Source organism: Pseudomonas quebecensis (genome assembly GCF_026410085.1).
GTDB lineage: Bacteria > Pseudomonadota > Gammaproteobacteria > Pseudomonadales > Pseudomonadaceae > Aquipseudomonas > Aquipseudomonas quebecensis.
This window is the reverse complement of sequence record NZ_CP112866.1, coordinates 2,966,318-2,991,381: the sequence shown is the minus strand read 5'-3', so window position 1 is coordinate 2,991,381 and position 25,064 is coordinate 2,966,318. Positions and strand designations below refer to the sequence as shown.

Here is a 25,064-nt window from a genome sequence, read left to right as displayed (position 1 = left end):
TTCTCTGCGCAGAGCCGAACGATGCAATTTTTATCCAACCCACACGGCTGTGAAGGTTGGGCCGGTGAAATGGCCCAGCGTATTCGCGCATTTGACTGGTCAACCACCGACCTTGGGCCGATCGATCGATGGTCCACCAGCCTGGCCTGCACCGTGCAAATGATGCTGGCGTCCCCCGTGCCGATGGTAATGCTGTGGGGGCGGGCGGGGTACATGATCTACAACGACAGTTACTCGGCCTTTGCCGGTGGCCGTCACCCTTATCTGTTGGGCACGCCGGTTGAGCTGGGCTGGCCGGAAGTGGCGGATTTCAACCGCCATGTGGTGGACACCTGCCTGGCCGGCGGCACCTTGTCGTTCAACAACAAAGACCTGGTGCTGTTGCGCAACGGCCAGCCGGAGACCGTGTGGCTGGACTTGTATTACAGCCCCGTGGCCGGCGATAACCAGCAACCGGCCGGGGTGCTGGCGATCGTGGTGGAAACCACTGAGCTGGTCAAATCCGAACAGGTGCGCCAGGAGCTCACGCACAACCTGGAGCAACGGGTGGCCGCTGAAGTGCAGGCGCGATCCGCCGCCGAGGACCAGTTGCGTCAATCGCAGAAACTGGAGGCCATTGGCGGCCTCACCGGCGGCGTGGCCCACGACTTCAATAACCTGCTGCAAGTGATCTCCGGCAACCTGCATTTGCTGGCCCGCCATGAACCGGACAATGTACATGTGCAACGCCGTGTCAGCGCCGCGATTGCCGCAGTGGACCGTGGTGCCAAGCTGTCGGCGCAATTGCTCGCGTTTGCCCGGCGCCAGCCGCTGTCGCCGGCGGTGTACAACCCGCTGCGCATCTACGAAACCCTGGGCGAGCTGCTGCAGCGCGCCCTCGGTGAAACCATTCATATCGACGTACAACTGCCCCGCGACCCCTGGTGCATCCATGTCGACCGCCATCAGCTGGAAAACGCCTTGCTCAACCTGGCGATCAACGCCCGGGACGCGATGAAAGGCGAGGGCGTGATTCGCATCAGCGGCGAAAATATCATCCTCAATCCCGACGATTGCGTGGGCAAAAGCGTGAATCCCGGTGAATACGTGCGTCTGTCCGTAGCCGATACCGGGGTAGGTATGTCGCCGGCGATTCAGGCCAAAGTGTTCGAGCCTTTCTTCACCACCAAGCGCGACGGTCACGGCACGGGCCTGGGCTTGAGCATGGTGTTCGGCTTTGTGCGCCAGAGCGGCGGTCACGTGGACGTGTGCAGCGAAGAGGGCAAGGGCACCGTGGTGCAGTTGTATTTTCCGCGCAGCCTGGGCGAGGAATGCGCCGAAGTGCCGGCCCAGCCGCTCGTCACCGAATATGGGCAGGAAACGATTCTGGTCGTCGAGGACAACGAAGGCGTGCGCTTGACCGTGGTGGAAGTGCTCGAACAATCGGGCTACACCGTGCTCACCGCCGAAGACGGCGACCAGGCCATGCGCAAGCTGCAAGCGGGCCTGCAGCCGGAGCTGATTTTTACCGATGTGGTGATGCCGGGCCGGGTCAAAAGCACCGACCTGGCCGAGTGGGCCCGCGAACAGAGCCCGCCGGTGCCGGTGTTGTTCACCTCCGGCCACACCCGCGACATTCTCTCCAGCAACCATCTGCTGACTCCCGACATTCATCTACTGAGCAAGCCCTACAGCCCCGAAGCCCTGACGCAACGGGTGCGCAGCGTGCTCACCGCTCGATAAGGTTGACCATGACCTCACAACGCAACCTCCCGCCGACCACGTCCCCGCGCGCCGGCTTTGTGCGCGTGCGCGGCGCCCGTGAACACAACCTGCGCAACGTCGATGTGGACATTCCGCGCGATGCCCTGGTGGTGTTCACCGGCGTGTCCGGCTCGGGCAAGTCGTCCCTGGCGTTTTCCACCGTGTATGCCGAGGCTCAGCGTCGCTATTTCGAATCGGTGGCGCCGTATGCGCGGCGCCTGATCGATCAGGTCGGCGTGCCGGATGTGGACAGCATCGAAGGCCTGCCGCCGGCCGTGGCCCTGCAACAGCAACGCGGCACGCCAAGTGCGCGCTCGTCGGTGGGCAGTGTGACCACCCTGTCGAGCCTGATTCGCATGCTGTACTCCCGCGCCGGTCAGTACCCGGCGGGGCAGGCCATGCTGTATGCCGAGGATTTTTCGCCGAACCTGCCCCAGGGCGCATGCCCGCAATGCCATGGCCTGGGTCGCGTGTATGAGGTGACCGAGGCGCTGATGGTGCCCGATCCGTCGTTGAGCATCCGGCAGCGCGCGGTGGCGTCCTGGCCGCTGGCATGGCAGGGCCAGAACCTGCGGGACATCCTGGTGACCCTGGGGTACGACGTGGATATTCCTTGGCGCGACCTGCCGAAAAAGCAGCGCGACTGGATTCTCTTCACCGAGGAAACGCCCACCGTGCCGGTGTACGCCGGCTTCACCCCTGAGCAGACCCGCGAGGCGCTCAAGCGCAAGCTGGAGCCCAGCTATCAAGGTACGTTCAGCGGCGCGCGGCGCTATATCCTGCACACCTTCAGCCACACTCAGAGCGCGCTGATGAAAAAGCGTGTCTCGCAGTTTATGCAGGGCAGCCCTTGCCCGCTGTGCGAGGGCAAACGCCTGACCCGCGCGGCGTTGTCGGTGAAGTTCGCCGGGGTGGACATCGGTGAGTTGTCGCAGCTGTCGTTGAGCCAATTGGCCGACTTGCTGCGGCCGGTGGCGGCGGGGCAGGACCGTATGAAATTGTCGGTGGAAAAACGCCTGGCGGCCCAGCGTATCGCTGAGGATTTGCTTGAGCGCGTCGGCACGCTGATCGAGCTGGGCCTGGGCTACCTGTCCCTGGAGCGCAGCACGCCGAGCTTGTCGTCCGGCGAATTGCAGCGTTTGCGCCTGGCCACTCAACTGGGCTCGCAATTGTTCGGCGTGATCTATGTGCTGGACGAGCCTTCGGCCGGGCTGCATCCGGCGGATGGAGAAGCGCTGTTTACCGCATTGGAGCGTTTGAAGGCGGCGGGCAATTCATTGTTTGTGGTCGAGCATGACCTGGAAACCATGCGCCGCGCCGACTGGCTGATCGATGTCGGCCCGGCTGCCGGCGAGCAGGGCGGGCAAGTGCTGTACAGCGGCCCGCCCGCCGGCCTGGCCGAGGTGCAGGCGTCGCAGACCCGTGAGTACCTGTTTGCCGCACCGCGCCCGGCCGCCGCCGCGCGTCGTGAGCCCAGCGCCTGGCTGGCGCTGGAGGGCGTAACGCGCAATAACCTCAAGGACCTGAACGTCGATTTCCCGTTGGGCTGTTTTACCGCCGTTACCGGCGTGTCCGGTTCGGGCAAGTCCAGCCTGGTCAGCCAGGCATTGCTGGAACTGGTGGGCAGCGGTCTGGGGCGCGTGGTGGAAGCCGATGAAGAACCGAGCCTGGAAGACGACGCGCCGCAAACCAGCGGCGGGCGTATCGGCGCCGGGCTGGAACATATCCGCCGCCTGGTGCAGGTGGATCAGAAGCCCATCGGCCGCACGCCGCGCTCCAACCTGGCGACCTACACCGGGCTGTTCGACAACGTGCGCAAACTGTTTGCCGCCACGCCGGCGGCGAAGAAGCGCGGTTACGATGCCGGGCAGTTCTCCTTCAACGTCGCCAAGGGCCGCTGCCCGAACTGCGAGGGCGAAGGCTTTGTCAGCGTCGAATTGCTGTTTATGCCGAGCGTTTACGCACCGTGCCCGACCTGCCATGGCGCGCGCTACAACCCCCAGACCCTGGCGGTCAAATGGCAAGGCCTGAACATCGCTCAGGTACTGGGGCTGACGGTGGACCAGGCGGTGGAGGTGTTTGCCGACCAACCGGGTGTGCTGCGCTCGTTGCAGGTGCTGCGGGATATCGGTTTGGGTTACCTGCGCCTGGGCCAACCGGCCACCGAACTGTCCGGTGGCGAAGCGCAGCGCATCAAACTGGCCACCGAACTGCAACGCAATGCTCGCGGTGCCACGTTGTATGTGCTGGACGAGCCCACCACCGGATTGCATCCACGGGATGTCGATCGCCTGCTCAGCCAGCTCAACCAACTGGTGGATGCCGGGCATACGGTGATCGTGGTGGAGCACGAAATGCGCGTGGTGGCGCAGAGTGACTGGGTGATCGATATCGGGCCGGGCGCAGGGGACCTGGGTGGGCAGGTGGTGGCCAGTGGCACACCGCACACGGTGGCCAAGAACAAGAAGAGTCGGACGGCACCGTTTTTGCGGCGCGAGCTGGTTTAGCCGTCAGCCTCGCGGGAAGGGCTGGCCCTTGATGGCTTCGGTGCCCGGCCATTGGCCTCCCGTTCTTCCCCGGAATTGGCTATTCCACGGCTCACACGTCCTGACTAACCTGAGCGCCAACCCATCCTCGGAAGAACCCCATGCAAACCCGTACCGATTTCTACACCGCGTCCCCCGATGCCATGAAGGCCATGCTCGCCCTGGAGACCGCCGTCGGCAGACTCTCCATCGAACTGCCGCTGCTGGAACTGATTCGCCTGCGGGTCTCGCAGATCAACGGCTGTGCTTTCTGCCTGGACATGCACACCGCCGACGCCCGCAAGGGCGGTGAGACCGAGCGGCGTCTGTACACGCTGTCGGCCTGGCGCGAGACGCCGTTCTTCACGCCGCGTGAGCGCGCCGCACTGGCCTGGGCCGAAAGCCTGACCCTGCTCAGCCAGACGCACGCGCCGGATGCGGACTACACCGCGCTGGCGGCCGAATTCAGCGCCCAGGAACAGGTCGATTTGAGCCTGGCCATTGCTACCATCAACAGTTGGAACCGCCTTGCCGTGGGTTTTCGCAAAATGCCCAAGTAATGCCTTAGAAATTGACCGTTGCGCTCAGGCGCGCCGTCAGTGGTGCGCCCTGGAACAGGTAGTCGTCGCCCAGGTACTCGCCGGCATCGCGCCAGTAACGTTTGTCGAACAGGTTGTCGACGCTCAGGCGCAATACGGTTTCGTAGCCGTCGAGGTGGGTGGTGTAGCGGCTGCCGACGTTGACCACCGCGTAATCGCCCACCTGCACATTGCCGCTGCGGTTGGCGTACTTCTTGGCGCTGTATTGCACGCCACCCAGCACCGCCAGGCCATTGACCCACGGCAGCGCATAGTCGGCGTATAGGCTGGCGCGCAGCTTGGGCACGTTGATCGCCTGGTGCCCTTCATAGGCCGCCGTGCCGCTGCCGCTCACCCGTGCACGAATCGCCGCCACGCTGGTGGCGATCTGCAAACGGTCGGTGGCCCAGCCATTGGCCGACACTTCCAGCCCGGTGTTTTTCTGCTCGCCCTGCTGCACATAGGTGAAGCTGCCGGCGCCGTCGGGTCGGGCGTATTGGTAGCCCTGTCGGGTCTGGAACAGCGCGGCGGCGAAGCTGATGCGGCGCCAGTCGTATTTGACGCCGGCCTCGATCTGTCGCGAGGTGGTCGGTGCCAGGGTCTCACTGGCATTGGTCGCGAACCATGGCGCGGTGCCTCCCAGAGACAAGCCTTTGCCGTAGCGGGTGTATAGCGAAACGCTGTCCACCGGCTTATAGATCAGCGCCGCCTGGGGTAGAAACACGTATTGCTGCGTGTGGCGGGACGGGTTGCCGTCGCTGTCGAACGCCTGTTCATCGAGGCGCACTTCACGCCCGCCGAGGACCGTTTGCCACTGCTCGTTGAAGCGCAGGCGATCCGTGACGAACAGGCCGTACTGGCGGCTGTCGAGGGTGCGATGGCTGTCGTTGAGCGGCACGTCGGTCGGCGCGAAGGTGGCGGCGTCCCGGTGGATGTTGCCGCTGCCGATCCACTCGTTGACGGGTTTGCGCTGGTCGATCACTCGACGAAACGCGCTGGTGCCGAAGGTCAATTCGTGGCCCAGGCCCGCGGTGTCGAACCGGCCGGTCATGGCGACCTGCACCTCGTCGTCGCGGCGCGTGTCGTCGGGGCTGCGGTAGTCGTAGATGTCGTAGTCGCCTTCGGGGCTGAAGGTGTTGGCATTGCAGCTGCCGATGTAATAGCAACCCCAGGCAAATGAGCTGTAGTCATCGATCACCACTTTGCTGCGCGCGGCGCTGATCTGGGCTGTCCATTGATCGTTGAAGCGATAGTCGAACGTGCCGTTGAGGTTCAGCGAATCGATGTCCACCGGTTTGGCGCCGCTCTGGTGCCCCAGCAGTTTCTTCGGCGAGGCCCCATGGGGCACTGCGCTGCCGCCCAGCAACTGATAACCCGGCACCGAGCGCTGTTGTTTGTTCTGGTATTCGGCGTCCAGTTGCAGCACGGCGTCGGGGCTGATGTTCCAGTCGAACGCCAGGGACAGGAAATCGCGCTGGCCGTTGGCGTGTTCCACGTAGGAATGCAGGTCTTCATGAGCGACGTTGGCCCTCAGGCCGAACTGCTGCTCGCTGCCGAACCAGCCACCGACATCGGTGGCCAGGTAACCGCTGCCGCGATCGTCGGTGGACACGGTCACCGAGCGCACCTCTTCCGGGCGCTTGGTGACATAGTTGATCGCGCCGCTGGGTTCGGAAATACCGCTCTGCAAGCCCGCCAGGCCCTTGAGCACTTCCACCTGCTGCTTGTTTTCCAGGGCGACGTTCTGTTCGCCGGTGATGGTGCGCCCATTGATCTTGTAGCTGCTGGCCGCGTTCAGCGAAAAACCGCGCACCACGAAGTTTTCGTAGTAGCCGATGGGCGCATAGCTGTCGCCCACCGACGCATCGTTGCGCAGCACTTCACTGAGCAGGCGCGCTTGCTGGTCCTTGATCAGCGCGGCGTTGAACACGCTGACCGAGGCCGCGGTGTCGAGCAGCGGTGTTTCATGGAAGCCGCCGACCGAGGCGGTTTCGGCGCGATAGCCGGACGTATCTTCGCCCTGTACCTGCAGCGCCGGCAGTTCCAGCGCGGCCGCCAGGCTGTTGCCGATGCCGCCGCTGAGCAGCAGGCCGAGGGCAACACGTGAAGTGACGACGGGGCGAAAACGCAAAACCATGGGCTGGGCCTTAGAGCGCGGGGCAGGGGGCGCATAAGCTAGGCATTACGGCGCGGTTTTACAAGCGAGACGTCCCGTCTCAGCTCACTCGCCGCAGCCTTATGGCCTCGACAGCCGCCTGGTGTAGCTGCGATAGACAAGGCTTCTCTCATTCGTGCAGGAGATCGTCATGGGTATCGCTGGAAAAGTTGCGCTGGTCACCGGCGCCGGGCAGGGCATCGGCCGGGCCATTGCCTTGCGCCTGGCTCAGGAGGGCGCCGATATCGCCCTGGTGGACATCAATGGTGCCAAACTCGCCGCCGTGGCCACCGAAATCACGGCCATCGGACGCAAGGCGTCGGTGTTTATCGCCGATGTGTCCAAGCGCGAACAGGTTGTGGCGGCGGTGGAGCATGCGCACCAGACCCTGGGCGGCTTCGACATCATCGTCAACAACGCCGGGGTGGCGCAGATCGATGCACTGCTGGAGGTGACCCCGGAACAGGTCGAACGCACCTTGGGTATCAATGTGCAGGGCGTGTTGTGGGGCATCCAGGCCGCCGGCAAGAAGTTCAAGGCGCTGGGGTGCAAGGGCAAGATTATCAACGCCTGCTCCATCGCCGGCCATGAAGGGTTTGCGCTGCTGGGCGTGTACTCGGCCACCAAGTTCGCCGTGCGTGCGCTGACCCAGGCGGCGGCCAAGGAGCTGGCCAGCGCGGGGATCACCGTCAATGCCTACTGCCCGGGCGTCGTGGGCACCGATATGTGGGTGGAGATCGACAAGCGCATGGCTGAGATCACTGGGGCCGAGGTGGGCGCGACCTACAAGCAATACGTGGACGGCATCGCTCTGGGCCGCGCCGAAACACCGGAAGACGTGGCGGGGCTGGTAGCGTTCCTGGCCGGTCCGGATGCGGACTACATGACCGGGCAGGCGCCCCTGATCGATGGTGGGTTGGTCTACCGCTGATCTCGCAAAGCGTGCGTTGGTGGTGGTTCAGTTAGTATTTTTTTCGCTGACCCACCGCCATCGGGGGCAAGCCCCCTCCCACATTACCTGCGACAGCGAGGTCCCACTGTGGGAGGGGGCTTGCCCCCGATAGCTTTCGCTCAGGCAACATGTGTGTCACTGACACGCCGCTATAAGCGACCTCACTGTGTCAGGGAAGCCTTGCCGGGCATATCGATGCCCAGTTGGTTGACTCGGCGGTACAGGGTGGCTCTGGAAATGCCCAGCGCCTGGGCGGTCGGTGTTGGTTTCCAGCGATGCCGGATCAGCGCATCCAGTACCACTTGCCGTTCCGGGCTGGCGCTCTGTTCGGTCGGCGCCGCGACCTGTTCGCCGCGCACTTCCACCGGCAGATCCGCCAGTTGCAGGGTTTGGCCGTCGCACACCGCGCAGGCATACGCCAGCACATGCCGCAGTTGCCTCACATTGCCGGGCCAGCCATGGCTCAACAGCACTTCAAGCGCCGCCTGGCTGATGCCCAGTGCGACCGTGCCGCGCTGTGATTCCTGCTCCAGCAGGCGGTGGATCAGGGCCAGTTTGTCGGTGCGATCGCGCAACGGCGGCAGGCTGACCCGGGCGCAGCCGAGGCGAAAGTACAAGTCTTCGCGAAAGCGCCCCTCGCTCACCAGCGCCGCCAGGTCGCGGTGGCTGGCGCAGATCACCTGGATATCCACCGTGCGGGTTCTGGCCGCGCCCAGGGGCGCCACTTCACCCTCGGCAATGACCCGCAACAGGCGGGTCTGCAACGCCAGCGGCATGTCGCCGATCTCATCGAGGAACAGCGTGCCGCCGTCGGCCTGCACCAACAGGCCGGGCATGCCTTTGCTGGAGGCACCGGTAAACGCCCCTGCCACATAGCCGAACAGCTCGCTTTCAATCAGGTTCTCCGGGATCGCCGCGCAGTTCACCGCCACGAATGGGCCCTGGCGGCGCGCACTGCGTTCATGCAACTGGCGCGCGAAGACTTCCTTGCCGGCACCGGTTTCGCCTTGCACCAGCACCGGCAGGTTGCGGTCCTTGACCCGTACGGCCAGGCGCAGGTGTTCTTCCACACGGGGGTCGACCTGATGGCTCGGCGCCGCGCGCGTGCGCGAACAACGTTGGGGCGTGTTGACCCGCACATGCAGCGCGCCGGGTTCGCCCAGCCAGTGCAACTGTTGGGCACGCTGGTCGGTCACCGCACGCAAGGCATCCAGGTCGAATACTTCACCGATATGCGCCGGCACCTGGCCGAAGCGTCGACGCAGGGCCTGGCGTGCCTTGCTGTTGAGGGCCTGCAGGCACCCGTCCTGGTCCCAGGCCAGCAGCAGGTCGGGCTGGCTGTCCACATAGCCCGGTGTGCTGTGCGCCTGCAGCACCCAATGCTGGCGGGCGCTGTGCATGAAGAACGCATTCTCGATGGCCTGGGCGCTCTGGGCCACCATCTGGCGCACCAGGTGCTGGCTGCGCCGGTCATCCGGCGACTTGAGCGCCGAGGCGTCCATCACCCCCAGCAGATTGCCCTGCGGATCGAAGATCGGCGCGGCGGAGCAGGTCAGGCCGATGAACGCTGCGCGAAAGTGATCGCGTTTGTGCACGGTCACCGCTGCCTTGCTGGTCAATACTGTGGCCACGCCGCAGGTGCCTTCTTCGGCTTCCGACCAGCAGGTGCCCAGGTACAGACCGGCCTTGCGACAGTCGCTGCGAATGCTGCTGTCTACGCGGTGGTCGAGGGTCTGGCCCTGGGCGTCGGTAAGCATCACGCAGTAATCGGCATGACGCACGCGATGGTGCAGTTGCCCGACTTCTTCGCTGGCGATGCGCATGAACAGCTCGGCGCGTTCGCGGCATTCCTTGAGCAAGGGTTCGCTGAGGATACGGGGGCCCTGCAGGGAGCCTGGGTCCAGGTGGTGTTGTTCCATGGAGCGGCGCCAGGAATCGAAAATCAATGCGGGCACCGGTGCCTGGGGCAGGCGATCGGCATTGCGGACCACGCGACTGACGCAGTCGACGTGCTCCCTGGAGTTCGCGGCGAGCATAGGGCCTCCGGTTCTCGAGCTTTGTTGTTATGCCCGCCATTAAGCGCCTGCGCGCGCGGGTGGACAAGGGCGGGCTGACCAACTGCCGACGCTGAGACGCAGCGTCTCATTTGCCTTGAGACGCCATCGGCAAGCTGCGCTGCAACGTCTCAGTCCGGGTGTATTGAGTGCGCACGTACAAAGGGGCGGCGCTGCTCTGGATCAACGCTTTGCCAGGTTCCTGGCGGTTATGGCACAGGCTGTGCTGAGTGGCCTGTAGCTGGTCGACGCCAGCCTTTTGTGTGTCGAGACAACCTGGAGAACAACAAGATGTCCACCCACCTGTCCACTGATCAATTGCTGCATGCCTACACCGTGATGCGCACCATCCGTGATTTCGAAGAACGCCTGCATGTGGAATTCGCCACCGGCGAGATTCCCGGCTTCGTGCATTTGTACGCCGGCCAGGAAGCCAGTGCCGCCGGGGTCATGGCCCATCTTAACGATGACGATTGCATCGCCTCCAACCACCGTGGCCACGGTCATTGCATCGCCAAGGGGGTGGATGTGTTCGGCATGATGGCCGAGATCTACGGCAAGAAAACCGGCGTCTGCGGCGGTAAGGGCGGCTCCATGCACATCGCCGATCAGGAGAAAGGCATGCTCGGCGCCAATGGCATCGTCGGTGCCGGCGCACCGTTGGCGGCCGGTGCGGCGTTGGCCGCCAGGCTCAAGGGCAGCCAGGGCGTGGCCGTGGCATTTTTTGGCGATGGCGGCTCCAACGAGGGCGCGGTGTTCGAGGCGATGAACCTGGCCTCGATCATGAAATTGCCCTGTCTGTTCGTCGCCGAAAACAACGGCTATGCCGAAGCCACCGGTTCCGGCTGGTCGGTGGCGTGCAAGGACATCGCCGAGCGCGCCGTGGGATTTGGCATGCCGGGGGTGATCGTCGATGGCAACGATTTTTTCGCCGTGCACGCGGCGCTGGGCGTGGCGGTAGAGCGTGCACGCAACGGCGAAGGGCCGACGCTGGTGGAGGTCAAGTTGAGCCGTTTCTACGGCCACTTCGAAGGCGATGCCCAAACCTATCGCGGTGTGGATGAAGTGAAGAACCTGCGCGAAACCCAGGATTGCCTGGTGCTGTTCCGCCAGCGTTGCCAGGCCGAAGGCTGGTTGGACGCCGCGCAATTCGAGCGTATCGACGGCGAGGTCGCACAGTTGATCGAAGATGCCGTGCGCCTGGCCAAGTCCGACCCCAAGCCCCAGGCGGCCGATCTGCTCAGCGATGTCTACGTCGCCTACCGCTAATAACAACAAGACCCGGAGAGAATTTCATGGCTCGCAAAATCAGCTATCAGCAGGCAATCAACGAAGCCCTGGCCCAGGAGATGCGCCGCGACCAGAGCGTGTTCATCATCGGCCAGGATGTGTCCGGCGGCACCGGGTCGCCCGGCGAACAGGACGCCTGGGGCGGCGTGCTCGGCGTCACCAAAGGCCTGTACCCGGAGTTCCCCGAGCGCGTGCTGGATGCGCCGTTGTCCGAGGTCGGCTACGTGGGCATGGCCGTGGGCGCCGCCACCCGGGGCATGCGCCCGGTGTGCGAACTGATGTTCGTCGACTTTATCGGCTGTTGCCTTGACCAGTTGCTCAACCAGGCTGCCAAGTTTCGCTATATGTTCGGTGGCAAGACCACCACACCGCTGGTGATCCGCGCCATGTACGGCGCCGGCCTGCGCGCCGCCGCCCAGCACTCGCAGATGCTCACCTCGATGTGGACCCACATTCCCGGCCTGAAAGTGGTGTGCCCGGCCACGCCCTATGATGCCAAGGGCATGCTGATCCAGGCGATCCGCGATAACGACCCGGTGATCTTCCTCGAACACAAAATGCTCTACAGCCTGCAAGGCGACGTGCCCGAAGAGCTGTATACCGTGCCGTTCGGCGAGGCCAACTTTGTGCGCGAAGGCCGCGACGTGACCCTGGTAACTTACGGGCGCATGGTGCATATCGCCCTCGACGCCGCCGCCAACCTGGCACGCCAAGGCATCGACTGCGAAGTATTGGACCTGCGCACCACCAGCCCACTGGATGAGGACAGCATCCTGGAAAGCGTGGAGAAAACCGGGCGCCTGGTGGTGATCGATGAGTCCAACCCGCGCTGCTCGATTGCCACCGACATCAGCGCCCTGGTGGCGCAGCGCGCATTCGCCGCACTGCGCGCGCCCATCGAAATGGTCACCGCGCCCCATACGCCGGTGCCGTTTTCCGATGCGCTGGAAGACCTGTACATCCCCGACGCCGCCAGGATCGAAGCCGCCGTGCTGAAGATCGCCGACAAGAGGAACGCCGCATGATCCATACCTTGACCATGCCCAAGTGGGGGCTATCGATGACTGAGGGCCGTATCGACACCTGGCTCAAGCAGCCGGGCGAGCGGGTGGAGAAGGGCGAAGAAGTGCTGGATGTGGAGACCGACAAAATTTCCAGCAGCGTCGAGGCGCCGTTCAGTGGCGTGTTGCGCCGAGTGCTGGCGCAGAGCGATGAAACCCTGCCGGTCGGCGCCTTGCTGGGGATTGTGGTGGAAGGTGAGGCCAGCGACGCCGAGATCGACGCGGTAATCGAACGCTTCCAGGCCGGGTTCGTGTCCAGTGCCGCCGAGGCCGAAACGGCGGGGCCGAGTGCGCAGAAAGTCGAGGTGGGCGGGCGCTTGCTGCGTTACCTGGACCTCGGCGAAGGCGGCACGCCGCTGGTGCTGGTGCATGGCTTTGGCGGCGACTTGAACAACTGGCTGTTCAACCAACCGGCCCTGGCCGCCGACCGCCGTGTGATCGCGCTCGACCTGCCGGGGCATGGCGAGTCGGGCAAGACGCTGCGCAGCGGCGACGCCTCGGAGTTGGCACAGGCGGTACTGGGCCTGCTCGATCATCTGCACGTGGAGCGCGTGCACCTGGCCGGCCATTCCATGGGCGGGCTGGTGGCCCTGACCGTTGCCGAGCAGGCGCCCGCGCGCGTGGTCTCGCTGACCCTGATCGCCAGCGCCGGCCTGGGTGCCGATATCAATGGCGATTATCTGCAAGGGTTTGCCGACGCTAACAATCGCAACGCCCTCAAGCCGCAGCTGGTGCAGTTGTTTAGCGATCCGGCGCTGGTGACGCGGCAGATGCTGGAGGACATGCTCAAGTTCAAACGGTTGGAGGGCGTGGATCAGGCGTTGCGCCAGCTCAATGGGGCGCTGTTCGAGGGCGGACGGCAGAAGGTGGATGTGCGCCATGTTGTCGGTCGACAGCCGAGCCTGGTGATCTGGGGCAGCGACGACGCCATTATCCCGGCCAACCATGCCCAAGGCTTGGAGGCCCAGGTGGAAATCCTGCCGGGGCAGGGGCATATGGTGCAGTTGGAGGCGGCGGAGCAGGTTAACCCGTTGATGCTGGCGTTCCTCAAGCGCCATTGAGCTGAGATCCGTGGGGCCTGACCCACTGCAATCGGGGGCAAGCCCCCTCCCACAGTACTGACTGTGTGGGAAGGAGCTTGCCCCCGATTGCGAGGCGTCAGTCACCCCCTATCCCAGCATTCAGAAGGGATGCAATGACGCGCCAGGCGTGGCAGTCTGGGCGACGTTTTCCATGACTTCTGGAGATTGACCGTGCCAACCGCATCCGCAGTAATAGAAATCCCGGTATCGGCAGATCAGGTCTGGCAATTGGTCGGCGGCTTCAACAGCCTGCCGGACTGGTTGCCGCTGATTGCCAAGAGCGAGCCCGGCGAAGGTGGCCGCCTGCGCCATCTGACAACCGCCGACGGTGGCGTGATCGTCGAGCGGTTGCAGACGTTCGATAACGTTTCGCGTGCCTACAGCTACACCATCGAGCAATCGCCGTTTCCGGTGAGCGCTTACCTGGCGACGTTGCAGGTGGAAGCCTTGACTGACGCGTCGACGAAGGTGACGTGGTCGGGCGTGTTCACACCGGCGGCGGGCACCACGGACGAGGCGGTGGAGGAGCTGTTCGCCGGTGTCTACAAGGGTGGGGTCGAAGCGCTGCGCGCCAACTTCAAGGCCTGAGTCGCAGCAGGCCCCACTCGCTCATTCGGGCATCAGTTGCTGGCGACACTCCAGGATCAGCCGCGCGCCGCCCCGGGCGCTGCTGCCTACCTCCAGCTTGAAGCCATGCAGGTTGATGATCGCCGCGACAATCGACAACCCCAGCCCGAACCCACCGGGCTGGTCGCTTTCGTCCACGCGGTAAAAACGCTGGAACACAGCGGCACGCTCGGCCGCCGGTATGCCTGGCCCCGAGTCGTGCACTTCGATACGGGTGCTGCCCGCGTCGTTGAGCCCGCGCAAAATGACTTCGCCGCCCGGCGGGGTGAACTTGATCGAATTGCTCAATAAGTTCGCCACGGCTTCAAACAGCAGCGCGCGGTCGCCGGTGATCCACGGCAGGGAGGGTGGCATGTCGAGCACCAGTTGCAGTTCGCCTTCCTCGGCCAGCGGCAGATAGAAATCGTGCAATTCCCTCAGCAGCGGCAGCGGGTCCATCACCAGGAAGCCTGAACGGCGCTGGTGGTCTTCCAGTTCCGAAATACGCAACAGCCCGCGAAAACGCGCCATCAGGGTGTCGGTTTCGGCAATCGCGTCATCCAGTTTTACCGCGTAGCCCGAGTCCTGCTCGGCCTCCTGCCGGATGCGATACAACTGCGCGCGCAGGCGCGTCAGTGGGGTGCGCAGATCATGGGCAATGTTGTCGCACACGCCCTTGACCTCGTTCATCAACTTTTCGATGCGGTCGAGCATGGCGTTGACGATGGCCGCGAGCATGTCCAATTCGTCGCGTCGGTTGGACAGCGGCAGGCGATGGGTGAGGTCGCCGGCGACGATAGCTTCGGCGCTGGCCTGGATCCCGCGAATGCGTCGCAGCGGACGACGGCGCAGCAAATGCCAGCCCGCGACACCGGGAATGATAGTCAGCGAGAGTGCCCAGAGCAGCGCATGCCAGATGATTCGCGTCACGCCGAACAGCGAACCGTTGGCGCGCACCAGTACCAGCCAGCGGCCATCGCCGGTGTGGGTGGCGACGGCATCGCAGCTGTCCTTGGGCAATTTGGGATCGTCGGAGTCCACGCAATTGGTCAGGGCGTGGATCTTGCCGTCCAGAGGCAGGTCCGGCGGAATTGCGCGGATCGGTCCGTTCAACGGGCGGAACTGTTCGTCGAACAGGCCGTAGGCGTCAACGCCCTTCATATCGAAGGTCATGCTGGTGGTCAGCGCCTCCACCAGTTCCTCACCGTCGAAACGTTGAAAGAGGTGCTGGCGCTGCAACAGCGAGTGGCGCGACAAATCCCCCAGGTAACCCGACACTTCGAAGTACAGCACCCCCATCAGGATGCAGCTCCAGGCCACGAACAGCGAGCTGTACAGTGCCAGCAGGCGGCTGCTGGATGAGCGCCAGCCCTTAGAGGGGTTCAGCAATGACATAACCGGAACCTCGTACCGTGCGGATCAGCGGTGTGAGGCCCGGTGGGTCGATTTTCTTGCGCAGGCGTCCGATGTGCACATCGATCAGGTTGGTGCCGGGGTCGAAGTGATAGCCCCAGACTTCCTCGAAGATCATCATCCGCGACAGGATCTGCCCGGTGTTGCGCATCAAAAATTCCAGCAGTTTGTATTCGGTGGGCAGCAGGGTGAGCGGCTGATCGGCGCGAGTGGCTTCGCGGCTGATCAGGTTCAACTCCAGGTCGGCCACGCGCAAGGCGGTCTCGAATTCCTTGACCGTACTTTTGCGGCGCAGCAGCACTTCTACACGTGCGGCCATTTCATCGGAAGCGAACGGCTTGGTCAGGTAGTCATCGCCACCGGCGCGCAGGCCGCGCACGCGTTCATCGACGTCGGAGAGGGCGCTGATCATCAGGATCGGCGTCGATACTCCAATGGTGCGCAGGGTGGTGACGATGGCCAGGCCATCCAGTTCCGGCAGCATGCGGTCCAGGGTGATCAGGTCGTAATCACCACTCACGGCGCGGACCAGGCCTTCGCGGCCGTTGTCCACCCAATCAACCTCCAGTCCATGGCTACTCAGCTCGGCGACAATCTCGCGGGCCGTTACGGCGTCATCCTCGATGGTCAAAATGCGGGTCATAGGCATACCTGGCGAGCGATTCACACTAGAAGAGGTGCATTTTGCCAACAATTGGCTGAACGCTTCCTAAATAAAACTTCATGGAGGCAAATCCGACACCCCCCTCCCATATTGGAATGCAATACGCCCGCTCTGATTGCCAGGTTCTTGCAAGTTGCATGGTCTTAGGAAGTTCAACTTATCTAACATATTGAAAATAAAGGATTTTTATTTTTATGCCGACTGGCACGCTGCCTGCACTGTCCCTTTTGAGACTTGTAACACTATTTTTCCTGCCGGGAGCAAAACAACAATGATCACACCTTCAACCACGCTGCAAGAATCGAGCGCGCGCTCCGGGGTTTCCTGGGGGGCGATTTTTGCCGGGGCCGCTGCGGCGGCCGCACTCTCGCTGATCCTGGTGCTGCTGGGCTTTGGCCTGGGCTTTTCGGCCGTGTCGCCGTGGGCCAACAGTGGTGTGAGCGCCAAAGGGCTGGGTATATCCACGATTGTCTGGCTGGCATTTACCCAGATCGTCGCCGCCGGCTTGGGCGGTTACATTGCCGGCCGTCTGCGCGTGAAGTGGGCCAATATGCATGGCGATGAAGTGTATTTCCGCGACACCGCCCATGGCTTCCTCGCCTGGGCCGTGGCCACGTTGATCACCGCGACCCTGGTGGTCAGTTCGGTCAGCAGTGTGGTCGGTGGCGGCGTGCAGGCCAGCGCCAGTGTCGCCTCGGGTGCGGTGCAAGCCGCCGGCAGCACAGCACAGAGCGTCAAGGGTGATGACTTCGGTTATTACGTCGACAGCCTGTTCCGCGATGACCGCCCAGCCGCAGTCAGCGATGACGCCGCCCATGCCGTGGTTGCGCGCATTTTTGCCCGCACCCTGAGCAATGACGGTCAACTGGCTGCTGAAGACCGTACCTACCTGGCCCAGTTGATCAGCCAGCGCACCAACCTCAGCCAGGCCGACGCCGAAGCGCGCATCGACAAGGTTTACGGCGATGCCCGTAAAGCCGTCGAAGACGCCAAGCTCAAAGCCAAGCAAGCCGCTGACACCGCCGCCAAAGTCGCTGCCTGGACCGCGCTGTGGATGTTTGTCGCGCTGCTGATCGGCGCCTTCTTTGCCAGCTTCGCTGCGACCTTCGGCGGTCGTCGTCGGGATGCCGTGGTGTATGTCGAAACCGAACATTACGTCCGTTAATTCAAGGAGAAAACAATGCGCTCATTACTGCTGTGGTTCCTCGGCGTGCCTATCCCGGTCATCATTCTGATCGCGATCTTCATGCACTAAACCCGAGTACTGCTCGGAACCTCGTGGGAGGGCGCGTCGCCCTCCCACTTTGCTTTGGGTGGAGCGTCAGCCAGGTCGCTACCAGCAAGGTGCTGGCCACACCCGTCATGATCAGCAACGGCTGCGATGTGCCGTCCGATAACACACCGGTGACCCAACTGCTCACCGCAGTGAGGAACATCTGGATGAAGAAGAACAGCCCCGAGGCCGTGCCGGCAATTGCGCCATAAGGTTGCAACACCGACAACTGGCACGCCGGAATCACCATCCCCACCGACACCATGATCACCACCATCGGCAGTACGATCGCCAGCCATTGCTGCACCCAGGCGGCCGTGCCCGCAGCGAGCAGAAGGCTGCCGACCACGTTCAGTGCGATGGCTGCGCTGATCAATCGATCCGCTTCAAAGCGCAGCACCAGCCGACGAAACAGATTCGCCCCCAGCATATAGCCGCTGATGGTTGCCGCGAACACCAGCGCATAAGCCGTGGCGGACAAGCCAAAGCCCCGTTGCAGCAGCGCCGATGACTCACTGATAAAGGGAAAATAGGTGCTGTATACGCAGCCGATGGCCAGCGCGTAGCGCAGGAAGTAGCGGTCGCCCAGCAACCGCCCATACAGGTGCAACAGATTGCCCGGCGCTGTCGCCGCCACTTGCGTCGGGCGGGTTTCCGGCAGGCGCCGATGGACCACCCCATACAACACCACGCCAATCGCGCCCAACAGCAGGAACAGGCCCCGCCATCCAATCAATGGCAGCAACAGGCTGCCCAAGACCGGCGCGGCCATGGGCGATACCGCCATCGCCATGGAGATTAATCCCAGCAGGCGTGCCTGTTCGTCGCGCTCGAAGTGATCGCGCACGATCACCCGCCCGATCACCGTGGTGCAGCAGCCGCCCAGGGCCTGGAACAGTCGCGCGATAATCAGCACGCCGAGGCTGTCGGCCAAGGCGCAGGCCAAGGTGGCCAGCCCATACAGCGCCAGTCCCGCCAGTAACACCGGGCGACGGCCGAAGCGGTCAGTCAGCGGGCCGCTGATCAGCAGCGAAATCGCCGAGCCGAGGGTATACAGCGTGAGGGTCAATTGCAGCTGACTGTCGCTGGCCTGGAAGTAGTCGGCCATGGCCGGCAGTGCCGGCAGGTGCATGTCCAGTGCGACGCGCGGCAGTCCGATCAATACGGTCAGCAGCACCAGCCAGGATCCCAGGGAAAGGGCGCGTTGAGTCATGGGCAAGCTCTTGGCAAGAAGTGGAGCCGGCACTCTAGCGGCTTTGTGGTTTAATCCTGTGAGCCACTTATGCCGAAAACGAATGGACCACTATGAGCCGAGGTAAAACTGCATCCGCCCTTGACCTGCCGCGCCCCGACACGCTGGATGCGGGCAAACAGCAGGGCGCGTACGAGGCATTGCGCGGCGCGATTCTCAACCGGCAATTGCCGGGAGGCAGCCGTTTGCCGTCCACGCGCAGCCTGGCCGAGCGTTGGCGGGTGTCGCGCGGCACGTTGGAAACGGCTTACGAGCGCTTGCAGGAAGAGGGGTATGTGCAACGCATTGCGGGCTCCGGCACGCGCGTCTGCGCGGTCATCCCCGAACACTTTATCGCGGCGCCGAACGCACGCCAGACGCCGCGTCGCCCGGTCGAGGCGGACCGCCCGTACGCGGGTGTGCAAAGCCATGTGCCTTTTGTCGCACGGCGCCCGGACGCCGGTCTGTTCGACCTCAAGACCTGGGCCCGCTGCCTGTCCCGTGGGCTGCTCGCGGCAGGGCCGGGCGCGCTGGAGGCATCCCATCCGGCGGGCGTGCCGGAACTGCGCGCCCGGATCGCCGACTACCTGCGCCGATATCGCGGCCTGCAGTGCGAGGCGGATGAAGTGGTTGTTACCACCGGCATTCGGCATGCCCTCGATTTGATTGCGCGCACCCTGCTCAAGCCCGGCGACACGGCCTGTGTCGAAGACCCTGGCTACCCACCGGCACGACGCTTGTTCGAACTGTGCGGCGCTCAGGTGCAGGCGGTGCCGGTCGGCGCGGACGGGCTCGACACCTCCCGGCTCCCCGATGCGGCCCGCCTGGTCTACGTGACCCCGGCGCACCAGGCACCGCTGGGCATGACCCTGTCGGTATCGCGCCGCCTGGCTTTGCTGGACTGGGCCGCACGCGCGCAGGCATGGGTGGTGGAGGATGACTACGACAGCGAATATAACTACCAGAGCGCGCCGCTGGCCGCCCTGAAAGCCCTGGACGCCGATGACCGGGTGATCTACTGCGGCAGCTTCAACAAGAACCTGTTTCCCGGTCTGCGAGTGGGCTTTATGGTGGTGCCCAAGACGCTGCGCCGGGCGTTGCTGCGCACCCTGCACCTCACCGGGCATTCGGTCGGCGCCAGTGATCAATTGGGCTTGGTGGAGTTACTTGGCAGCGGGGCGTTTGTGCGTCATTTACGCGCTTCACGCCAGGCGTATCTGGCTCGTCGCGATGCGCTGCTCGAATGCCTCGGCGGGCATGCCGTCGTCAGTGGCCAGCAGGCGGGGCTGCATTTTGTGCTATGGCTGCCGGCAGGGGTTAAAGAAGCGGACTTCTGTGCCCGGGCGGCATCTGCCGGGCTGACGTTGCAGCCGCTGGGCGCGTTCTGCCATGAGGCGAGGTTGCCGCCGGCGGTGATCATTGGCTACACCGCGCTGACCTTGGCGCAGATCCGTTACCACGGCCGGGCACTGGCGGCGTTGTTTCAGTGAGCAGTGACAGGTCGTGGGGTCAATCCTCGAACCCGACCTGCTCGTGAATCTCATCCACTTTCAATTCCAGGCGATACGCCACCGCAATAAACAATGCCTGGCACAGGCACAGCGTGGCGCTCAATGAGCGGAACGCAAACGAAGACCCCTCGTTCACCAGCAGCACCGCGTTGGCCCGCTTAGCCAGGGGCGACAGGTTGCTGTCGGTGATGATCAGGGTCTTGGCCTGATGGTGCTGGGCGATGCGCAGGCAGTGCTGGGTCTCTTTGCCGTAGGGCGTAAAGCTGATGGCGATCACCAGGTCATTGGCGCGCACGCTGCGCATCTGCTCGCGGTAGCTGCCGCCCAGGCCGGAGATCAGGTGGATGCGCTTGTTGGTGTGCTGCAGGTTGTAGACCAGGTAGTCGGCCACGGCAAAGGAGCGGCGCACGCCGACCACGTAGATGTTGTCGGCATTGACCACCAGGTCCACGGCTTTTTCGAACATGGCGTCATCGAGCTCCAGCCCCAGGCGCTCGATGCCGGAGAGGGTGGCGTTGACGCACTCACGTGCCAGGTCGCCGCCACTGGCCTTCTGCGATTTGTTCGCGATCATGCTGCGGATGCGCTGCTGGTAGTTCTGCACCGGGGTGGTCTTGTGGGTGTACGCCTCGCGGAACAGCGCCTGCATCTCACTGAACCCGCTGAACCCGAAACGCTGGGAAAAACGCACGATGGCCGAGGGGTGCACTTCGCATTCGCGGGCGATGTCGCTGATGCGGTCGACCATGATGCGGTCGCTCTGCTGGCTCATGTAGCTGGCGATGCGTTTGAGTTGGCGCGGCAGGCTTTCGTATTCGTCGGTAATCAGCTGCAGCAGGCGTTCGGCATTGATCGGAGGGCTGGCGATCGTGTCTTCCAGGGTGGTCTCGGGATCGGTGCGGGACATGGGCAATCCTTCTGGCGTGTTCGTCTGGTGCGCTGATGGGTGGCGCCAGTCTACAGGGTAGGCGCAAAAAAATACCCCGGCATCACGGCCGGCGAGGCTGGCTGAAACGATGCACGGCGGCTGGCGTGCCATTATGCCGGCTTATTGGAAAAAATATTCCACTAAAAATAATTATGGAATAAATATTGATTGGTGCCGCCGAACGTTCTAGTCTGCTCCACCAAGAGCGTTTGCCGTCGCCACGGCGGCACAACGCAGGCTGATAAAAATAATAGGAGCCAGCATGGGCCAGACTCGTTTTGCCAGTGGGCGTCAATTGGATCTGATTTGCCTCGGGCGCCTGGGCGTCGACCTCTATGCACAGCAAGTCGGTGCTCGGCTTGAGGACGTGTCCAGCTTCGCCAAGTACCTCGGCGGGTCCTCCGCCAATATCGCTTTCGGCACCGCGCGGCTGGGGCTCAAGTCGGCAATGCTCAGCCGCGTGGGCGACGACCATATGGGGCGTTTTCTGGTGGAGTCCCTGGCCCGTGAGGGCTGTGACGTCAGTGCGATCAAGGTCGACCCGGAACGCCTCACCGCGCTGGTGCTGCTCGGCCTCAAGGACCGCGAAACCTTCCCGCTGGTGTTCTACCGCGAGAACTGTGCCGACATGGCCCTGCGCGCCGAAGACATCAGCGAAGCGTTTATCGCTTCCAGCAAGGCGCTGTTGATCACCGGCACGCATTTCTCCACCGACGGCGTGTACAAGGCCAGCATCCAGGCCTTGGACTATGCGGCCAAACATAACGTCCAGCGCGTACTCGACATCGACTACCGGCCGGTGCTGTGGGGGCTGGCGGGCAAGGCCGATGGCGAAACCCGGTTTGTCGCCGACCAGAAGGTGAGCCAGCACGTGCAAAGCATCCTGCCCCGCTTCGACCTGATCGTCGGCACCGAAGAAGAGTTTTTGATCGCCGGCGGCAGTGCGGATTTGCTCACGGCCCTGCGCACGGTGCGCGGGCTGACGCCGGCGACGCTGGTGGTCAAGCTCGGCCCGCAAGGGTGCACGGTGATCCACGGCGCGATCCCGGCACGCTTGGAAGACGGTGCGATCTACCCCGGCGTACGGGTAGAAGTGCTCAACGTACTGGGGGCCGGCGATGCTTTTATGTCGGGCTTTCTCAGCGGTTGGCTGAATGACGCCAGCGACGAGCGTTGCAGTCAGTTGGCCAATGCCTGCGGCGGTCTGGTGGTGTCGCGCCATGCCTGTGCGCCGGCCATGCCCACGCCTGCCGAGTTGGATTACCTGTTCAGCAGCCCGGTGCCGATCACCCGGCCCGATCAGGACGAGACCCTGCAACGCCTGCACCGCGTGACCGTGCCGCGTAAGGCATGGAAGCAATTGTTTATCTTCGCCTTCGATCACCGCTGGCAGTTGGTGGACCTGGCCCAGCGCGGCGGCCAGGCCCCGGCGCGCATCAGCGACATCAAGCAGTTGTTTATCCAGGCCGTCGAGCGCGTGGAACGCAAGCTCGCCGAGCAAGGCGTGGAGGCCGATGTGGGCCTGCTCGCCGACCAGCGCTTCGGCCAGGACGCACTCAATGCGGCCAGCGGGCGCGGCTGGTGGATCGCGCGCCCGGTGGAAGTGCAGAACTCGCGGCCGCTGACCTTCGAGCATGGACGGTCCATCGGCAGCAACCTGATCGCCTGGCCCCAGGAGCAGATCATCAAGTGCCTGGTGCAATACCATCCCGACGATGAACCCATGCTGCGCCTGGAGCAGGAAGCCCAACTCAAGGCGGTGTACGACGCGTCCCTGGTCAGCGGCCACGAGCTGCTGCTGGAAGTCATCCCGCCCAAGGAACACCCATCGACCTACCCGGATGTGCTCTACCGTAGCCTTAAGCGCCTGTACAACCTGGGCATCTACCCGGCGTGGTGGAAGATCGAGGCACAGTCGGCCGAAGACTGGAAGAAGCTCGACGAGCTGATCCAGGCGCGCGACCCGTACTGCCGTGGCGTGGTGCTGCTGGGCTTGAATGCCTCGGCGGAATGTTTGGCCAGCGGGTTCCAGCAGGCCAGTCAGAGCACGACGTGCCGAGGATTTGCAGTGGGCCGCACGATCTTCCAGGAACCGAGCCGGTTGTGGATGGCGGGGGAGATCGATGATGAGACTCTGATTCAGCAAGTGCAGGCGACCTTCGAACAACTGATCAACGCCTGGCGCAGCGCGCGAACCTGACCACAGCTTTGAATGTGCGCTGCAATTCCAATGTGGGAGGGGCCAGCTCCCTCCCACAAAAAGCAGAACTCAGTGATACCCGAAAATAATAAAGGTGCAGCCATGCCCGCAATCCGAATTGGCATCAACCCGATCTCCTGGAGCAACGACGATCTGCCGGCCCTGGGCGGTGAAACGCCGCTGAGCACCGCGCTGAGCGAAGGCAAGGACATCGGCTACGAAGGCTTCGAACTCAACGGCAAGTTCCCCAAGGACGCCAAAGGCGTCGGCGATGTGCTTCGGCCCTATGACCTGGCGCTGGTGTCGGGCTGGTATTCCAGCCGCCTGGCCCGGCGCTCGGTGGCCGAGGAAATCGAGGCCATCGCCGGCCATGTCGAGTTGCTCAAACAAAACGGCGCCAAGGTGCTGGTGTACGGCGAGGTGGCCGATTCGATCCAGGGCTCGCGCATTCGTCTGATCGAACGCCCGCGATTCCACAGCGAGCAGGCCTGGCAGGAGTACGCCGACAAACTTACCGAGCTGGCGCGCTTCACCCTGTCCCAGGGCGTGCGCCTGGCGTACCACCACCATATGGGCGCTTATGTCGAATCCCCTGAAGACATCGATCAACTGATGCAGCGCACCGGCCCGGAGGTCGGTCTGCTGTTCGACTCCGGCCACTGCTATATGGGCGGTGGCGAACCTATCGAAGTGCTGCGCAAACACATCGCGCGGATTTGCCATGTGCATTTCAAAGATGTGCGCAAGCCGGTGGTGCAGCTGGCGCGCAACCAGATGTGGAGCTTCCCCGACTGCATCGTCAACGGCACGTTCACCGTGCCCGGTGACGGCGATATCGATTTTGCCGAGTTGCTGGATGCATTGATGGCCGCGAAATATGAGGGCTGGCTGGTGGTTGAGGCCGAGCAGGACCCAGCCGTGGCGCCAAGCTATATCTATGCGAAAAAGGGCTACGACACCTTGCGTGCGCTGCTCGACGAGAGGACTTGAGTGATGAGCTTGTTGGTCAAAAGCAGCAAACGCGGACACACCATGGTTGCCCTGGAAGCAGGGCGGTTGGAGTACGTAGGCTTCTCGGCCTACCGCCTGAGCCTGGGCGAAACCCTGCCGGTCAGTGCCGCTGATAAAGAGCTGTGCCTGGTGCTGCTCAGTGGCCGAGTCACTATCGAAGGCGAAGGCTTCAACTGGCAGAACCTCGGTGATCGCCAGTCGGTGTTTGAGGAAAAATCGCCGTTCGCCGCGTACCTTCCACCGGGCACCGACGCCCAGGTCACGGCCTTGACCGACGTGCAGATTGCCGTGTGCGCCGCACCCGGCGCGCCAGGCTATGAACCGCGCCTGATCCGTCCCGAAGACTGCAAGCGCAGCGTGCGCGGCAAAGGCGCCAACACCCGTTATGTGTGCGACATCCTGCCCGACAGCGCACCGGCCCATTCGCTGCTGGTGGTGGAAGTGCGCACGCCGTCGGGGCATTCATCGAGCTACCCGCCGCACAAGCACGACACCGACGACCTGCCGCACCAGAGCTTCCTGGAAGAAACCTATTACCACCAGATCAACCCGCCCCAAGGCTTTGTGTTCCAGCGGGTGTACACCGACGATCGCAGCATCGACCAGGCCATGGCCGTGGAACACAGCGACCTGGTGGTGGTGCCCAAGGGGTATCACCCGGTCAGCGTGCCCTATGGCTACGAGTCGTATTACCTGAACGTAATGGCGGGCCCCAAGCGCGCCTGGCATTTCCATAACGACCCGCAGCACAGCTGGCTGCTGGATCTTTAGACGGGTTGGCGCGAGC

At 63.5% G+C, this 25,064-nt stretch carries 19 protein-coding genes; 13 read left to right on the top strand and 6 right to left on the bottom strand.

Annotated elements, in window-relative coordinates:
- Window positions 1-21 precede the first annotated feature (21 nt).
- From OSC50_RS13940 to OSC50_RS13930, 3 genes are all read left to right on the top strand, one after another.
- Window positions 22-1,722: an ATP-binding protein gene (locus OSC50_RS13940; protein ID WP_266248943.1), complete on the top strand. Its 1,701-nt coding sequence runs from the start codon at window positions 22-24 to the stop codon at window positions 1,720-1,722.
- A gap of 8 nt (window positions 1,723-1,730) precedes the next feature.
- Window positions 1,731-4,250 (top strand): excinuclease ABC subunit UvrA, encoded by a 2,520-nt coding sequence (gene uvrA, locus OSC50_RS13935; protein ID WP_253506854.1) that lies wholly within the window; start codon window positions 1,731-1,733, stop codon window positions 4,248-4,250.
- A 140-nt stretch (window positions 4,251-4,390) separates the two neighbouring features.
- Entirely contained in the window at window positions 4,391-4,828 is a 438-nt protein-coding gene (locus OSC50_RS13930; protein ID WP_266248947.1) for a carboxymuconolactone decarboxylase family protein, read from the top strand.
- A 4-nt stretch (window positions 4,829-4,832) separates the two neighbouring features.
- Here the strand turns inward: OSC50_RS13930 and OSC50_RS13925 are convergent, their stop codons facing one another.
- On the bottom strand, window positions 4,833-6,983 hold the full coding sequence (locus tag OSC50_RS13925) for a TonB-dependent siderophore receptor (RefSeq protein ID WP_266248949.1): 2,151 nt from the start codon (window positions 6,981-6,983) through the stop codon (window positions 4,833-4,835).
- A gap of 169 nt (window positions 6,984-7,152) precedes the next feature.
- Here OSC50_RS13925 and OSC50_RS13920 point away from each other — a divergent pair, with 169 nt between their 5' ends.
- A complete protein-coding gene (locus OSC50_RS13920) occupies window positions 7,153-7,932 on the top strand; it encodes an acetoin reductase (RefSeq protein ID WP_253506860.1) in 780 nt (259 codons plus the stop codon).
- A 182-nt stretch (window positions 7,933-8,114) separates the two neighbouring features.
- Here the strand turns inward: OSC50_RS13920 and OSC50_RS13915 are convergent, their stop codons facing one another.
- Window positions 8,115-9,989: a sigma-54-dependent Fis family transcriptional regulator gene (locus tag OSC50_RS13915; RefSeq protein WP_266248951.1), complete on the bottom strand. Its 1,875-nt coding sequence runs from the start codon at window positions 9,987-9,989 to the stop codon at window positions 8,115-8,117.
- Window positions 9,990-10,298: 309 nt separating this feature from the next.
- Between OSC50_RS13915 and OSC50_RS13910 the strand changes: the two genes are divergently transcribed.
- The 4 genes from OSC50_RS13910 (at window position 10,299) to OSC50_RS13895 (ending at window position 14,028) form a co-directional block, all read left to right on the top strand.
- Complete coding sequence (locus tag OSC50_RS13910) at window positions 10,299-11,276, top strand: thiamine pyrophosphate-dependent dehydrogenase E1 component subunit alpha (RefSeq protein WP_266248952.1); 978 nt, start codon at window positions 10,299-10,301, stop codon at window positions 11,274-11,276.
- A gap of 26 nt (window positions 11,277-11,302) precedes the next feature.
- Window positions 11,303-12,322: an alpha-ketoacid dehydrogenase subunit beta gene (locus OSC50_RS13905; protein WP_181077116.1), complete on the top strand. Its 1,020-nt coding sequence runs from the start codon at window positions 11,303-11,305 to the stop codon at window positions 12,320-12,322.
- Entirely contained in the window at window positions 12,319-13,419 is a 1,101-nt protein-coding gene (locus OSC50_RS13900; protein WP_266248954.1) for an acetoin dehydrogenase dihydrolipoyllysine-residue acetyltransferase subunit, read from the top strand. Before OSC50_RS13905 ends, OSC50_RS13900 begins: the two co-directional genes overlap by 4 nt.
- A gap of 192 nt (window positions 13,420-13,611) precedes the next feature.
- A complete protein-coding gene (locus OSC50_RS13895; RefSeq protein ID WP_181077120.1) occupies window positions 13,612-14,028 on the top strand; it encodes an SRPBCC family protein in 417 nt (138 codons plus the stop codon).
- A gap of 21 nt (window positions 14,029-14,049) precedes the next feature.
- On the opposite strand, the gene OSC50_RS13890 is transcribed toward OSC50_RS13895, so the two are convergent.
- Window positions 14,050-15,441, bottom strand: a complete 1,392-nt coding sequence (locus tag OSC50_RS13890) for a sensor histidine kinase (RefSeq protein ID WP_181077122.1) — start codon at window positions 15,439-15,441, stop codon at window positions 14,050-14,052.
- Window positions 15,419-16,102 (bottom strand): response regulator transcription factor, encoded by a 684-nt coding sequence (locus OSC50_RS13885; RefSeq protein WP_181077123.1) that lies wholly within the window; start codon window positions 16,100-16,102, stop codon window positions 15,419-15,421. Before OSC50_RS13885 ends, OSC50_RS13890 begins: the two co-directional genes overlap by 23 nt.
- 292 nt (window positions 16,103-16,394) lie before the next feature.
- Here OSC50_RS13885 and OSC50_RS13880 point away from each other — a divergent pair, with 292 nt between their 5' ends.
- Window positions 16,395-17,288 (top strand): hypothetical protein, encoded by an 894-nt coding sequence (locus OSC50_RS13880; RefSeq protein ID WP_181077125.1) that lies wholly within the window; start codon window positions 16,395-16,397, stop codon window positions 17,286-17,288.
- A 79-nt stretch (window positions 17,289-17,367) separates the two neighbouring features.
- Here OSC50_RS13880 and OSC50_RS13875 read toward each other — a convergent pair whose 3' ends face one another.
- Window positions 17,368-18,609, bottom strand: a complete 1,242-nt coding sequence (locus OSC50_RS13875) for a multidrug effflux MFS transporter (protein WP_267165217.1) — start codon at window positions 18,607-18,609, stop codon at window positions 17,368-17,370.
- Between the two features lie 92 nt (window positions 18,610-18,701).
- Here OSC50_RS13875 and pdxR point away from each other — a divergent pair, with 92 nt between their 5' ends.
- A complete protein-coding gene (gene pdxR, locus OSC50_RS13870; RefSeq protein WP_266248959.1) occupies window positions 18,702-20,117 on the top strand; it encodes a MocR-like pyridoxine biosynthesis transcription factor PdxR in 1,416 nt (471 codons plus the stop codon).
- A gap of 19 nt (window positions 20,118-20,136) precedes the next feature.
- On the opposite strand, the gene OSC50_RS13865 is transcribed toward pdxR, so the two are convergent.
- Window positions 20,137-21,045, bottom strand: coding sequence for a MurR/RpiR family transcriptional regulator (locus tag OSC50_RS13865; protein ID WP_034096994.1), 909 nt, complete (start codon window positions 21,043-21,045; stop codon window positions 20,137-20,139).
- 283 nt (window positions 21,046-21,328) lie between these two features.
- Here OSC50_RS13865 and OSC50_RS13860 point away from each other — a divergent pair, with 283 nt between their 5' ends.
- The 3 genes from OSC50_RS13860 to iolB all read left to right on the top strand — a co-directional run bounded on the left by OSC50_RS13860 (window position 21,329) and on the right by iolB (window position 25,048).
- Complete coding sequence (locus OSC50_RS13860; RefSeq protein ID WP_253506880.1) at window positions 21,329-23,266, top strand: bifunctional 5-dehydro-2-deoxygluconokinase/5-dehydro-2-deoxyphosphogluconate aldolase; 1,938 nt, start codon at window positions 21,329-21,331, stop codon at window positions 23,264-23,266.
- Between the two features lie 102 nt (window positions 23,267-23,368).
- The gene (gene iolE, locus OSC50_RS13855) at window positions 23,369-24,256 is read left to right on the top strand and encodes a myo-inosose-2 dehydratase (protein WP_181077132.1); all 888 of its coding nucleotides are present in this window, start codon (window positions 23,369-23,371) and stop codon (window positions 24,254-24,256) included.
- 3 nt (window positions 24,257-24,259) lie between these two features.
- Entirely contained in the window at window positions 24,260-25,048 is a 789-nt protein-coding gene (iolB, locus tag OSC50_RS13850) for a 5-deoxy-glucuronate isomerase (RefSeq protein ID WP_266248964.1), read from the top strand.
- Window positions 25,049-25,064: the final 16 nt, after the last annotated feature.

Excerpts from the sequence above, each read along its gene's own strand:
- OSC50_RS13940 (WP_266248943.1), top strand. The coding sequence starts at position 22 with ATGCAATTTTTATCCAACCCACACGGCTGTGAAGGTTGGGCCGGTGAA.
- iolB (WP_266248964.1), top strand. The coding sequence starts at position 24,260 with ATGAGCTTGTTGGTCAAAAGCAGCAAACGCGGACACACCATGGTTGCC.
- OSC50_RS13915 (WP_266248951.1), bottom strand. The coding sequence starts at position 9,989 with ATGCTCGCCGCGAACTCCAGGGAGCACGTCGACTGCGTCAGTCGCGTG.
- OSC50_RS13885 (WP_181077123.1), bottom strand. The coding sequence starts at position 16,102 with ATGACCCGCATTTTGACCATCGAGGATGACGCCGTAACGGCCCGCGAG.
- OSC50_RS13920 (WP_253506860.1), top strand. The coding sequence starts at position 7,153 with ATGGGTATCGCTGGAAAAGTTGCGCTGGTCACCGGCGCCGGGCAGGGC.
- OSC50_RS13925 (WP_266248949.1), bottom strand. The coding sequence starts at position 6,983 with ATGGTTTTGCGTTTTCGCCCCGTCGTCACTTCACGTGTTGCCCTCGGC.
- uvrA (WP_253506854.1), top strand. The coding sequence starts at position 1,731 with ATGACCTCACAACGCAACCTCCCGCCGACCACGTCCCCGCGCGCCGGC.
- iolE (WP_181077132.1), top strand. The coding sequence starts at position 23,369 with ATGCCCGCAATCCGAATTGGCATCAACCCGATCTCCTGGAGCAACGAC.
- pdxR (WP_266248959.1), top strand. The coding sequence starts at position 18,702 with ATGAGCCGAGGTAAAACTGCATCCGCCCTTGACCTGCCGCGCCCCGAC.
- OSC50_RS13890 (WP_181077122.1), bottom strand. The coding sequence starts at position 15,441 with ATGTCATTGCTGAACCCCTCTAAGGGCTGGCGCTCATCCAGCAGCCGC.
- OSC50_RS13880 (WP_181077125.1), top strand. The coding sequence starts at position 16,395 with ATGATCACACCTTCAACCACGCTGCAAGAATCGAGCGCGCGCTCCGGG.
- OSC50_RS13865 (WP_034096994.1), bottom strand. The coding sequence starts at position 21,045 with ATGTCCCGCACCGATCCCGAGACCACCCTGGAAGACACGATCGCCAGC.
- OSC50_RS13905 (WP_181077116.1), top strand. The coding sequence starts at position 11,303 with ATGGCTCGCAAAATCAGCTATCAGCAGGCAATCAACGAAGCCCTGGCC.
- OSC50_RS13930 (WP_266248947.1), top strand. The coding sequence starts at position 4,391 with ATGCAAACCCGTACCGATTTCTACACCGCGTCCCCCGATGCCATGAAG.
- OSC50_RS13910 (WP_266248952.1), top strand. The coding sequence starts at position 10,299 with ATGTCCACCCACCTGTCCACTGATCAATTGCTGCATGCCTACACCGTG.
- OSC50_RS13860 (WP_253506880.1), top strand. The coding sequence starts at position 21,329 with ATGGGCCAGACTCGTTTTGCCAGTGGGCGTCAATTGGATCTGATTTGC.
- OSC50_RS13875 (WP_267165217.1), bottom strand. The coding sequence starts at position 18,609 with ATGACTCAACGCGCCCTTTCCCTGGGATCCTGGCTGGTGCTGCTGACC.
- OSC50_RS13900 (WP_266248954.1), top strand. The coding sequence starts at position 12,319 with ATGATCCATACCTTGACCATGCCCAAGTGGGGGCTATCGATGACTGAG.